This is a genomic window from Paraburkholderia unamae (genome assembly GCF_003096875.1).
Classification (GTDB): Bacteria; Pseudomonadota; Gammaproteobacteria; order Burkholderiales; family Burkholderiaceae; genus Paraburkholderia; species Paraburkholderia unamae.
Map to the genome: position 1 here is coordinate 348,437 of NZ_QEOB01000010.1, position 12,660 is coordinate 361,096.

Below are 12,660 nucleotides of genomic sequence, written 5' to 3' on the forward strand. Positions count from 1 at the left end.
ATGCGGGCGCCCCGCCGTCTTGAAGTCCCGAAAGAAGCCGACTGTGTTCCATGAAAAGAACAACGGCGATCGCCGGCATGGCATGCCTTAAGATGTCTCGATTGTTCTGCCAAAGGAACACTCATGGACGACCTGAACGACATCTTCTACTTCGTGAAAGTGGTCGAAAACCACGGTTTCACGCAGGCAGGCCGGGCGCTCAACATGCCCAAGTCCAAGCTGAGCCGTCGCGTCGCCGACCTCGAGGCGAGGTACGGCGTTCGCCTGCTCAATCGGTCCACTCGCCATTTTTCGGTCACGGAAACCGGCCAGGAGTTCTACGAGCGCTGCCTCGCGGTGCTCGTGGAAGCCGATGCCGCTCGTGAAGTCATGGAGCGCAGGGTCTCGGAGCCCCAGGGCGTGGTGCGCGTGAGTTGCCCGACTACGCTGCTCGAATACCGCATCGGGGCCCACGTGGCCGACTTCATGATGCTGTACCCGAAGGTGCGAATCCTGCTCGACGCCACCAACCGTCGGGTCGATGTGCTGGCCGAAGGATTCGATCTCGCGCTGCGCGTGCGTTTCCCGCCGCTCGAAGACAGCGGGCTCGTCATGCGCGTGCTCTCCGGAAGTCCGCAGCGCCTCGTTGCCGCTCCGGCGCTCCTGAACCAGCACGCACAGATTGCGCATCCGGCGGATCTCGCCGGCATGCCCAGTCTCGATTGGGGCCCGCAGCGCGATCACGTCTGGACGCTGGTCGGCCCGGACGCCGCCGAGGCGCGCGTGCCACACGCGCCGCGCTACATCACCGACGACATGACCGTGCTTCGGCAGGCCGCGCTGAAAGGCGTAGGCGTCGTGCAGTTGCCCTTCATGGTCGTCGAGAACGAGCTTGAGAAAGGCGCGCTCGTCGATGTGGTGCCAGGCTGGAAGCCCAAGGGCGGCCTGGTCCATGCGGTCTTTCCGTCTCGCCGCGGCCTGCTGCCGGCCGTTCGCCTGCTGATCGACTATCTCGCCACGCACATCCAGAAGGATGAGTGAGCGCCTCGCGCTTCGATTGACCCTCATCCATTGTTCCTTTGGCAGGACACTCTGTGCGGCCGCGCGATCTACCGCGGCTGCCGGTCCATTTCTATTCTTCCCTCATCGAGCCTCGATATGCCATCACACTGACAACACCCGGAGACATCATGCGGTACATCCACTTTTCTCCCGACAATCGCCGCCGACTGCTCGGCATCGTGCAGGGCAACACCATTCACTCGCTCGGCGAAACGACCCTCGACGATTTGCTCGCGCGTGGTGTCGATCTCGCTTCCTGGGGGGCGTCGCGACGCGCGGACGCCGAGGAATTCTCGAGCGCCGCCGTGACGTATCTGCCGCCGCTCGCACGCCCCGGCAAGCTGCTGTGCATTGGGCTCAACTATGCGGATCACACGAAGGAAAGCCCGTATGAACAGCCCGACTATCCAACGATCTTTGCGCGTCTGAACTCAAGCCTGATCGGACACGAGGCGCCCATGATTCGCCCGCGCATTTCCGACTCGCTCGATTTCGAAGGCGAACTGGCGGTCATTCTCGGCAGCGGCGGCCGCCATATTTCAAGGCAGCAAGCGCTTTCGTGCGTGGCGGGCTACTCGATCTTCAATGACGGCTCCGTGCGCGAGTACCAGTTCAAGTCGCCGCAATGGACGCTCGGCAAGAACTTCGACGGCACCGGCGCGTTCGGCCCGATGTTCGTCACCGCCGATGAACTGCCTCCGGGAGGCGCGGGCCTCAAGCTCGAAACGCGCCTGAATGGCCGGGTCGTGCAATCGGCGAACACGAGCGACATGCTGCACGACGTCGCCTCGCTCATCTCGGTCATCAGCGAAGCCATCACGCTCGAAGCCGGCGATGTCATCGTGAGCGGCACGCCCGCAGGCATCGGCTGGGCGCGTGAGCCGAAGCTCATCATGCGGGCCGGCGACGTATGCGAAGTCGAGATCGAAGGTCTTGGCGTACTGCGCAACGTCGTTGTCGATGAAGACACGTCGATCCAGCGTTGATCGATCGCCAGGTTCCCCTGAAGGAGGAGACATGAAACAGATTCGCGTCCCGGTTTTCGTGGTTGGGGCAGGCCCCGCCGGGCTCACCACCGCCGCGCTGCTGGCGAAATACGGCGTCGAGGTGCTGGCGATCACGCGCTATCCCGGCACGGCCCATTCGCCTCGCGCGCACATCACGAATCAGCGCACCGTGGAGGTGTTTCGCGATCTCGGCATCGAGGATCGCGTCCGCGCCCTCGCCACATCCCATGAGCTGATGTCGAACAACGTGTGGGCGACCAGCTTTGCCGGCACGGAACTCGCGCGGCTCCAGACATGGGGGACGGGCGTTGCCCGCAAGGCCGATTACGAGGCGGCAAGCCCGTCGCGGATGTGCAATGCACCGCAACATCTGCTCGAACCGGTCATCCTTTCGGCCGCACGCGAATACGGTGCGAAGTTTCTCTTCAATACAGAACTGGTGTCGATCCGGCAGACTGAAGAGGCCGTGTATTCGCGGCTCGTCGATCGCGTGACCGGCGACGAGATCGAAGTGATCTCCGACTACGCCGTGGGCGCGGACGGCGCACAGAGCGTGGTCGTGCGGGATCTCGGCTTCGAGATGGACGGCGAGATGGGACTGGGCTGCGCGGTCAACTGCTGGCTGGAGGTCGATCTCACGAAGTACACGGCGCACCGCCCTGGCGTGCTGTACTGGATGACCCAGCCGGGCAGCGACTACTGGGTGGGCAGCGGCACCTGGATCTGCGTGCGCCCGTGGAACGAATGGGTACTGCTTTTCATGTATGACCCGAAGGAAGGCGAGCCCGACCTCAGCGAGGAAGCGGTGATCGCGCGCGCCCGCGCCACCATCGGCGAGGCCGACATCCCCGTGCGCGTGAAAGCCGTTTCGAAGTGGACCATCAACCGGATGGTCGCGCGCACCATGGTCAAAGGCCGCGTGGCAATTGCGGGCGACGCCGCACACCGGCATCCGCCGGCCAACGGGCTCGGCTCGAATACCTCCGTGCAGGACGCGTTCAATCTGGCCTGGAAACTCGCGATGATCGTCAAGGGCGAGGCATCGCCCGCGCTCCTGCAAACCTACTCCGACGAGCGGCAGCCGGTTGCCCAGGGCGTCGTGAACCGCGCAATCAAATCGGTCGGCGAGATGCTGCCGATTGCGGGCGCCCTCGGTTTCTCGCAAGGGCAAAGCGCTGCGGACGGCTGGGCCTCGCTCGATGAACTGTTCTCGGACAGCGAGACCGGCAAGGCGCGCCGCAAGACACTTGCGCAAGCCGTCGATCAGCAGAACTATCAGTTCAACTGTCATGGCGTCGAGTTGGGGCAGCGCTACGAATCGGCTGCGATCGTGCGCGATGGCGCCACCTTCCCTGCCGCATGGCGCGACCCCGAACTGTATTACCACCCCACCACGACGCCCGGCGCGTCTCTTCCCCACGCCTGGATCGAGCGCGAGGGCAAGCAGGTATCGACGCTCGATGTGGTCGGCAACGGCGTGTTCACAGTGATTACGGGGCGCGGCGGCGAGGCCTGGCTGCACGCGGCGCGGCAGATCGGCGACGAGTTAGGCATCAGGATCGAGGCGATCTCGATCGCGCACGCGACCGGTACGTTCGACGCGTACGGCCAGTGGGCCGCCCAGCGCGAAATGGAGGACGATGGCTGCGTGCTGGTGAGGCCAGACCGCTTCGTCGCCTGGCGCTGCCGCACGCGCGCGGCGGACCCCGCGATGGAACTGCGGCGCGTGCTGACACAGGTGCTCGGCGCCGCACCACGCACAACGAATGGTGCAGCGAAGCATGCAGACGGCGTGGCCGCGTGACACAGGAGTAGACGTTATGACATCGACAACGACAAAGCGCGCGCGTTTCGGCGTTCATTCGATCGACCATTTCGCGCTCGATGTGCCGGGCCTCCAGGAAGCCACGCGCTTTCTCGACACCTTTGGCTTCGAGCTGGAATCGCGGCCGGGCGAGTTGCTGCTGCGCACGCCGCACAGCGATCACGTGTGGGCGAAGGTCCGCGAGGGCACGCGCAAGCAACTCGCGTATCTCGCGTTGAACTGTTTCGCCGACGACTTCGCGCCGCTAAGCGAGCAGATCCTGGCAGCCGGTGCCACCGCCGCCGCGCCCGCACGGCTCGCGCCGGACGAAGGCCTCTGGTTTCACGATCTGGATGGCAACCTGTTGCAGCTCAAGGCGGGCGTCAAGACGTCGCCCGGCTGCAAGCTGGCCATGGGCCGGGAATCGGCGCCTTTGCGGTTGCGCGGTGCATGCGCACGCGCCGACGCACCGGTTACACGGCCCTCGCGGCTTTCTCATGTCCTGATGTTCACGCCAGACGTGCGGGGCGCGGTCGCATTCTACGAACGCGCACTGGGCCTCACGCTATCCGACGGGTCTGAGGGTATCGTGGCGTTCCTGCATGCGCGCCACGGCAGCGATCATCATCTGATTGCATTCGCGCACGGTGCGGCGAAGGGATGGCACCACAGCGCATGGGACGTTCCGGATATCGACGCGGTCGGACTCGGCAAGATGCAGATGCAGCGCGCGGGCTATGTCGACGGATGGGGCGTGGGGCGCCACGTGCTCGGATCGAACTATTTTCAGTACGTGCGTGACCCGTGGGGTTCGTTCTGGGAATACTCGGCCGATATCGACTACGTCGGGGCCGGCACCGAGTGGTCCGGCGGAGATCATCCGCCCGAAGACTCTCTGTATCTGTGGGGCCCGGACGTGCCGGCGTATTTCTTTGAGAACACTGAAGCTTGAAACGCCCGGTGCGAACGGCTTCCGGCGGCCACGCCGGGCAGACGTCGGCCAGCCGCTGTATCCGCAGCCTTGTCATTCAAGCGACAGTGCTTCCATCCAACGCTTGCCCGAAGGCGCGTGAGTTGTGCGTAACCGAATTGGCGCGATCGGAATTATGCATGGCGCGTTATGCTAGTGCCTCCCGTGGTTCAAATGTCTACTATCTGGCTATCCAATCGAATCAGGGAAAAGTCATGAAACCCGCAATGGCATTGATCACTGGCGCGTCAAGCGGCATCGGTCTGGAGTTGGCGCGCATCCATGCAAGCAAAGGCGGCGATGTCGTTCTGGTTGCGCGCTCGCGCGACAAGCTCGAATCAATCAAGCAGGAATGCCAGACGAAGTATGGCGTGAAAGCGTACGTCGTCGCGGAGGACCTCGCCGACCCCGGTACGGCTGATCGAGTCTTCGCTGCCACTGAGGCGCTGGGACTTTCCATCGATGTCTTGATCAACAACGCTGGCTTTGGCGGCCACGGCAAATTTGTCGAGCGCGATCTCAAGGCCGAGCAGGCGATGATGCAGGTCAACATGGTGGCGCTGACCAACCTGACACATCACTACCTGAAGGGCATGGTGCGCCGTGGGCGCGGACGTATCCTGAATGTCTCTTCGACCGCATCGTTCATGCCGGGCCCTCTCCAGGCCGTGTACTACGCAACCAAGGCCTACGTCACCTCGTTCACTCAGGCTATTGCCGAAGAAGTCCGCGAGTACGGCGTGACCGCCACGGCGCTATGCCCGGGCGCGGTGGCGACCGGCTTCGTCGCCGCCGGCGATCTGCAAGGCGTAAGCGTCTGGAAGAACGCCAAGTCAGCAGAATCAGTGGCGCGCTGCGGCTACGAGGCCATGGAGCGCGGCGAACTGGTGGCCTTCAATGAAGGCAAGCTGCAAATCATGCTCGATTGGATTGTTCCGCTGTTGCCGCGCAAAACAGTGTTGAAGATGTCGCGTCAGGCGATGGAGAAGGCAACTTGATGAAGCAGGCCACCCGCTTTTCCGTGCATCCCGGATGGAAACTGATCGTCGTTGATCTGGGCATCGCGCCCGGCGACTTGCTCGCGCTGGCCGAACTGCCAGCCGACCTGTTTAGCCGCAAGGATGCCTCGCTGACGCCTGCCGAATACTTTCGCATCTTTCACAGTCTCGAGACGATGGTCGGAGAAGCACAGTTGCCGGTACGGCTCGGTAGCGGCATCTCGGTCGAGGCTTTCGATCCTTCGCTCTTTGCATGCCTGTGTAGCCCGAATCTGAATGTCGCGCTCACCCGGCTCGCCGAATACAAGCGCCTTTGCGGACCATTGGCGCTGGATGTCGCCATCGGTGGACACCGCACTGAAGTGCTCATCGAATGCTACGGCTACGATCGTCCGCTACCGCGTAGCCTATGCGCGATGGAAGTGGTCTTCGTCACGCAACTGGCGCGCCTCGCCACGCGGCACGCGATCAACCCGATCGAGACCGAATTGGCGGTCCTGCCGAGTCAGACCGGACCGTGCGAAGCGTTTCTCGGCTGCCGCTTACAGCAAGGCAGCCACAATCGCATCAGCTTCTCGGCAGAGGATGCCGCGCGACCGTTCCTGACCGAGAATGTGGCCATGTGGCAGTTCTTCGAGCCGGCGCTTCAGGCGCGACTCTCGAAACTCGATGCCGAGGCAAGCGCTCGCGACCGCGTACGCAGCGCGCTGCTCGATATGCTGCCGAGCGGCCAGAGCAGCATCGACGATATTTCGAGCCGTCTGGCAATGAGCAAGCGATCGCTACAGCGCCATCTCGCCGACGAAGCGGTCAGTTACCAGGACGTGCTTAACGGCACGCGACAGGAACTGGCTAGCTACTACCTTGCCCGCTCGGCAATCTCGCCTGGCGAGATTGCGTTCCTGATTGGCTTTCAGGACACCAACTCATTCCTGCGTGCTTTCAAGGGATGGACAGGGGTTACGCCAGGGGAATACCGCAATCTGCACGCTCGTCCGGTGTGACGCAGACGCTGTCTGAATCATTGAATCAAGCGGTGTTCCCACGGTGAGTCGCGTGGCGGCTTCGCTCCGAAATGCGACATCGTCTCACTGCGAGGCCAACCGGCCGTTTCGGGTCGACAACGGAAGTTCAAGACTCCAACTCCCCGTGAGTTCGATACGGCCTCCTCGACTTCCAGACGCGACCACTTTCGCGAATTCGACCGAGCGGGCAAAACCATCGACAATTCGTCACTATCTGTCGATCTCGCTGTCCAGGTTGAGTCTTTTAAGAAGTTGCTGATCTGTTATGGGTATTCGATCAACCTGTCATGCTCGTACGGAGAATTCAATGCTGCGATTTGTCGTAGTTCGTGGGGTCCTGGCGTGGGGTATTGGTACGGCTGCCATTCTCACTGCGATTCAGGTTCTCCAGCACCACGAAGTCGGAACGACAGATGTCGCTAGAAATATCGGTATGTTCATGGTCGGCGGTATTTTTTGGGGAGCCATGATGTGGTGGTTGGGCAGCAGCAAGACAGGACAGTCGCGCCACGTCCGATAACTCGAACCATTCAGCGGTTCCTGGTCGGCCATATATGTACATTGTGTTTCTGGCAGAGTTAAAAGCGATAAAAGGCTGCCTGCAACGCGCGGCGCTCTTGCGGGTCGTTCAGCATCGCCAGCATTAAGAGAATGCGAGCCTTTTGAGGCGGCTGATCGTCCACGACGATCCAGTCGTAGTCGTCATCGGGTTGCGCGCCGTTGCGGATGACGACGCCGCTTCCTGTGCGCGAAGCCCTCACCACGTGCAGCCCCTCACGCGTAGCCTCCCGCAGCGGCTCGACCATATGTTCGGCGATGTTGCCATTGCCAGTGCCAGCGAAAACAAGGCCGCTCGCGTCTGCCGCAATGGCCCGGACCAGTTCGCTCTCGAGCGCGCCGTAGGCATATACGACGTCGACCTTCGGCAGGACCTCGATGGCGTCGATGGACCATGGGGTGGATACCGTGTGATCCCGCGATGGCATGCGGTAATAGCGGGGCTTGCCTTGGGTCACGTAACCAAGCGCGCCGTAGGGCGAGCGGAATGCCTCGAGCTTGAAACTGTTTGTCTTCGTCACGTCTCGAGCCGTGTGGATTTCCTCGTTTGCGACGACAAGCGTCCCTTTTCCGCGCGAGGACGGATGAACGGCTACCGCAATTGCGTCGTAGAGATTCAGTGATGCGTCGGAGCTCATCGCCGACGGTGGCCGCATGGAACCCACTACAACGACGGGCTTCACGCTCTTCAACGTCAGATGCAGAAAGTATGCTGTTTCCTCGATGGTGTCGGTACCGTGCGTGAGAATGACGCCATCTACCGTGTCGTCCTTGAGCACCTCGGATACCCGCTTGCCGATCATGAGCAGGTGCTGTTCGTTGAAATTCTCCGAACCCGCTTGCAACAACTGCTCGGCGCGCAAGTTCGCCAGCGCTGACGCTTCGGGAATGGCCGACAAGATTTCGTCGATCGGGATCACTGAGCAAGCGTAGGCTGAAGTGTCGGCGGCGCTTGCACCACGGCCGGCAATCGTGCCGCCCGTGCCGATGACCACAATATTGGGCTTGTCTTTCATTCGGTACCAACTCGAGGAATTTTTGATGGAGGGCAGCCGTACGTCACACGTTGCACGGGTCATCAAGCCAGCGAGAAAAGGCTGGACAGCGACGAGTCAGGCTTTCCGTCGATCCAACCCGTGAGCAACGCAGCCGAACCGGAGGCCAACGTAAAACCGAGCGCACCATGCCCGATGTTGAGCCAGAGATTCGAATAACGCGTGGGCCCGATAATCGGCGTGCCGCGCGGCGTGGCGGGACGCAACCCGGTCCACGCGGTCGCGTCGACGTGATCGGCTACGGCCTGAGGGAACAGCGCGGCCGCCTCCGCACGCAGCGCGGCAACGCGTGATGGATCAGGCTTCAGGGAGTACCCGTCGAGGTCGGCCATACCCGCCACGCGCAACCGGTCGCCAAGACGCGCATAGACCACTTTGCGGGCGAAATCGGTAACACTCAACGTCGGTGCTATTGCCTGAGGTCCCAGCGAGTAGGTCAGGCTGTAGCCCTTGAGCGGATAAACGGGCACATGAATGCCCAATGGCTGGAGCAGGTGCGCTGCGCTCGTCCCGGCAGCTACGACAACATGATCCGCTTCGAGTGTCCCGCCACCACTGCGCGCCACGATGGCCCCCCCTTTGGCGACTTCCAGTGCGTCGATGCGCGTATTCATCGCAAACTGCACGCCGCGTGCCCTCAAAATGGCTTCGAGCCCTTTGCTGAAGCGATGGCAATCGGCAGTATCTTCGCTGCGCGTATAGATGCCACCGACGATCCGCCCGCACACATTAGCCAGCGCGGGTTCGAGCGCGACGCATTCGTCGGCGGACAGTGCCTCCTGATCGCAGCCGAGCGAGCGCTGGTAGTCGAGCAGATTGATCGCGCCTTGCATCGCAGCGACGTCTCGGTGCAGGACAAGCTTTCCAGAGTGCTGAAAATCGAAATCAAGCGTGGGTTCGTCGCACAGAAGCTGATGCATGAGCGCACGGCTCGCGAACGAGAGCGAGAGCAATTCGCGCGTGGTGAGATTGCTGCGCCGTTGCGTGCACGCGAACGCGAATTTCAGGCACCAGAGCCACTGCTCCGCACTCACGGTCGGTCGAAAGCGCACCGGCGAATCGCGTCGGGCAAGCCACGCAGGCAGCTTCGACAATACACCCGGACCGGCTAGCGGTGCGACGTAGCTATACGACAACTGGCCGCCGTTGCCGAAGCTGGTTTCTGCGGCCACATCAACATGCCGGTCGACGACAATGACCTGATGCCCAGCACGGTTCAAATAATAGGCGCTCGCCAGACCGATGACGCCTGCACCCAATACGGCAATCTGCATGTCGCTGGTTTCCCTGTTTCACGGTGCACTCACATGAGTGAGCATGTTGAGCCAGGTGACAGCAGCGAGATTGCACTGATGAGCAAAAAAATAGAAGAATCGCGACACGGTGCCAGACAAGGCGCGTCGTGATCGGGTCGATCCGGTCACATCACTTCAGTCCTCAGGTGGACCTGTGCGCGAGCCGCGCAGCTTGCCCGGCGTCACGCCGTAGGTCTCGCGGAACACCCTGATGAAATGCGCGGAATCGGCGAAACCACACTCATATGCGATGTCCGTGACCTTGCGCCCGGTGTTCAGCAGCATCCAGCGCGCGTAGCGTAACCGCATACCTCGATAGAATTCATTCGGCGACACCTTCATCTCGGCCATGAATGCCCGCTCGAGCTGGCGCACGCTCGTACCAATCATCTTCGCGATCACTGCGATGTTAAGCGGTGCTTCGAGGTTTTCCTCCATGAGCAGCGCAGCATGACGTACGTTTGCATCGTCCACCGACAGGTAGCCCAGTGCGCGGCGGCGTTCGATGAACGAGGCGCCGGCCTGCCGGCTAACGGTCATCTGGTGAGTCACCTTCGATGCGCGGTCAGGTCCGCAATGCAGATTGATGAGCCGCGCGGCGAGCTCGATGACCGAAATGCCGCCCGCACAAGTGATGCGATCGCCGTCAATGAGGTAGTCAGCATGCGTGACGACGCGTAACCCGGGAAACATGTTGCGATAGTCGTCGAAGTGAAAGCTGTGCACACACGCGACGTGATCCTGCATTAGCCCGGCACGAGCAAGGACGAAGCTGCCGGTACAGATTCCGACGAGCGGAACGCCAGCTTGTGCAGCTGCACTGAGATAGTCCCAGTGACGCCTGTCCACCTTCTCGAGATGGGGTAGCAGGCCACCGATAACGACAATGTAGTCGAACTGCTCGACGTCCGGAAAGACCGCCTGCACCGGTACGGCAATACCGCAGCTCGATTCGACGGTGGCGTCGTGCACGCCGATCGTCGTCCAGAGACAGCGCAACTGGCGGCTCTGGTCACTCCGATCTGCCGCATGCCGCAATGCGTCACAGAGCCCACCGAGCGACAGAAGCGGAAAGCGCGGCCATAGCAGGATTCCGACATTGAGCTCCGCGCCGGAGCGTCCCTGAGGCGACTCGGGTCCCGTAGAAAGTGAGTCAAGCCGGTCCACCAGTTCGTGGGCCGACGGCGTTCTGGCCGGGGGATCGTCGGAGGAAAGCATGGACGGCGCGAATAGTCGGTGTGACGTCATTATAGGACCGCCCGACACTCATGGCTGCTGTCGCATTTCTTCTGTTTTCTGGCAAATCGGTGCAATGCCGCTGGTTTGTGTCCGCCTAAATTTGTCTCGCCAACGCAGACCACTTGCAGCGCGGTACAAGGACGGAGGCGACGAGGACAATCCAGCGGATCGCCCTCGATGCAGATAACTATCGATGAGGTAATGCAATGACCAAGAGCAGAATATTGGGTCGCCGTGCGACGACCTTTGGCATTTTGGGGGCGCTGGTTGCCGCTTCTGCCGGCGTGGCGCATGCCGACGAAACCGTGAAGATCGGTGAAGTCGCGCCACTGACCGGTCCGGCTTCCTATCTAGGCAAGGACACTGAGAACGGTGCGAGGCTCGCGGTCGAGGAAATCAACGAGAAGGGGCTTGTCGTCGGCGGAAAGAAAGTCACGCTGGTCCTCGACACCCAGGACGATGCTGGCGATCCGCGCCAGGCCACGCAGGTCGCACAAAAGCTTGTGGACGACAAAGTAGCAGCGATAGTCGGTCACATGAATTCGGGAACGACAATTCCTGCCTCCCGGATCTACAGTGACGCGGGTATCGTGCAGGTCTCGCCCTCGGCCACGAATCCGGCGTACACGCAACAAGGCTTCAAGACCGCATACCGCGTGGTTGCAACCGATGCCCAGCAAGGGCCGGCGCTCGCCGACTATGCGAGGCGGACGCTAAAAGTCAGGACGGTCGCTATCGTCGACGACGCCACGGCCTACGGGCAGGGTCTGGCCAATGAATTCGAGAAGCGTGCGAAGGCAGACGGGCTCTCAGTGGTTTCTCACGACGCAACCAACGACAAGGCCACCGACTTCCGCGCAATCCTCACAAAAATCAAGGGCGCGCATCCGGACGTCATCATGTATGGCGGACTCGACGCAACGGGCGGCCCGTTTGCGAAACAGGCGAGGCAACTCGGCATGGCGCAGAAGATTCTTGCAGGCGACGGCCTGTGCGCCGACGACCTATCAAAGCTCGCTGGTGACGCGGCCGATGATGTGATCTGCTCCGTCGCAGGCTCACCGCTCGAGAAGATGCCGAAGGGGCCGGGCTTTATGCGACGTTACGAAAAACGCTTCGGCACTCACCCTGTGCTGAACTCACCATTCGCTTACGACGCTGTGTATGTCATCGCCGAAGCAATGAAGCGTGCGGGCTCGACGGCCCCCGACAAGATTCTTGCCGCAATGCCGGCGACGAACTATGAGGGAGTGCTCGGCCAGACACAGTTTGACTCGAAGGGCGATCTGGTCCATGGGACGATTTCTCTCTACAAGTACGTCGGCGGGAAGCAAACCCTCCTCGACTACGTGAAGAACTAACCCGCCAGGGCCTCTTGCTCGAACCGGCACAACTTCAGCGATGCGGTTGTGCCGGTCGTACGCCTCCTCTTTTTCCCTCACTGCCGCCGTATTGCTAGCGAATGCGCGCTGGCTGCGCGACGTAATCCCGTCGTGCAGGGTGTAATTCCCGTAAACGCACAACGGCCGGGCGCTCTGAACCGGATATGGATATCTTCCTTCAGCAGTTAATCAATGGGCTGGTGCTTGGCAGCATCTACGCCATCATTGCACTGGGCTACACCATGGTGTACGGGATTCTGGGCATCATCAACTTCGCGCACGGCGA

11 protein-coding genes are annotated in these 12,660 nt (G+C 61.6%); 8 read left to right on the top strand and 3 right to left on the bottom strand.

Annotation, left to right across the window (positions count from 1 at the left end; translation table 11 throughout):
• Nucleotides 1–123: 123 nt before the first annotated feature.
• From C7402_RS22465 to C7402_RS22490, 6 genes are all read left to right on the top strand, one after another.
• On the top strand, nucleotides 124–1,020 hold the full coding sequence (locus C7402_RS22465; protein ID WP_112171559.1) for a LysR substrate-binding domain-containing protein: 897 nt from the start codon (nucleotides 124–126) through the stop codon (nucleotides 1,018–1,020).
• A 149-nt stretch (nucleotides 1,021–1,169) separates the two neighbouring features.
• Nucleotides 1,170–2,027 (top strand): fumarylacetoacetate hydrolase family protein, encoded by an 858-nt coding sequence (locus tag C7402_RS22470; RefSeq protein WP_112171558.1) that lies wholly within the window; start codon nucleotides 1,170–1,172, stop codon nucleotides 2,025–2,027.
• A 31-nt stretch (nucleotides 2,028–2,058) separates the two neighbouring features.
• Nucleotides 2,059–3,852 carry an FAD-dependent oxidoreductase gene (locus C7402_RS22475; protein WP_116612165.1) on the top strand — a complete coding sequence of 598 codons (1,794 nt, stop codon included), beginning with the start codon at nucleotides 2,059–2,061 and terminating at the stop codon, nucleotides 3,850–3,852.
• Nucleotides 3,853–3,868: 16 nt separating this feature from the next.
• Nucleotides 3,869–4,804, top strand: coding sequence for a VOC family protein (locus C7402_RS22480; protein WP_116612166.1), 936 nt, complete (start codon nucleotides 3,869–3,871; stop codon nucleotides 4,802–4,804).
• Nucleotides 4,805–5,037: 233 nt separating this feature from the next.
• Entirely contained in the window at nucleotides 5,038–5,820 is a 783-nt protein-coding gene (locus C7402_RS22485; RefSeq protein WP_116612167.1) for an SDR family NAD(P)-dependent oxidoreductase, read from the top strand.
• Nucleotides 5,820–6,824, top strand: a complete 1,005-nt coding sequence (locus C7402_RS22490) for a helix-turn-helix domain-containing protein (RefSeq protein ID WP_116612168.1) — start codon at nucleotides 5,820–5,822, stop codon at nucleotides 6,822–6,824. Before C7402_RS22485 ends, C7402_RS22490 begins: the two co-directional genes overlap by 1 nt.
• Nucleotides 6,825–7,423: 599 nt before the next feature.
• Here C7402_RS22490 and C7402_RS22500 read toward each other — a convergent pair.
• The 3 genes from C7402_RS22500 to C7402_RS22510 form a co-directional block, all read right to left on the bottom strand.
• Nucleotides 7,424–8,419, bottom strand: coding sequence for an asparaginase (locus C7402_RS22500; protein WP_116612170.1), 996 nt, complete (start codon nucleotides 8,417–8,419; stop codon nucleotides 7,424–7,426).
• Nucleotides 8,420–8,481: 62 nt separating this feature from the next.
• The gene (locus tag C7402_RS22505) at nucleotides 8,482–9,732 is read right to left on the bottom strand and encodes a D-amino acid dehydrogenase (RefSeq protein WP_116612171.1); all 1,251 of its coding nucleotides are present in this window, start codon (nucleotides 9,730–9,732) and stop codon (nucleotides 8,482–8,484) included.
• A 156-nt stretch (nucleotides 9,733–9,888) separates the two neighbouring features.
• Nucleotides 9,889–10,971 carry a GlxA family transcriptional regulator gene (locus C7402_RS22510; RefSeq protein WP_208948973.1) on the bottom strand — a complete coding sequence of 361 codons (1,083 nt, stop codon included), beginning with the start codon at nucleotides 10,969–10,971 and terminating at the stop codon, nucleotides 9,889–9,891.
• 227 nt (nucleotides 10,972–11,198) lie between these two features.
• On the opposite strand from C7402_RS22510, the gene C7402_RS22515 reads away from it, so the two are divergent.
• Together C7402_RS22515 and C7402_RS22520 are read left to right on the top strand one after the other, a co-directional pair.
• Nucleotides 11,199–12,353 carry a branched-chain amino acid ABC transporter substrate-binding protein gene (locus tag C7402_RS22515; RefSeq protein ID WP_116612173.1) on the top strand — a complete coding sequence of 385 codons (1,155 nt, stop codon included), beginning with the start codon at nucleotides 11,199–11,201 and terminating at the stop codon, nucleotides 12,351–12,353.
• Nucleotides 12,354–12,538: 185 nt separating this feature from the next.
• Nucleotides 12,539–12,660 (top strand): ABC transporter permease subunit (locus C7402_RS22520; RefSeq protein ID WP_425273795.1); only part of this gene is annotated, 122 nt, incomplete at its 3' end.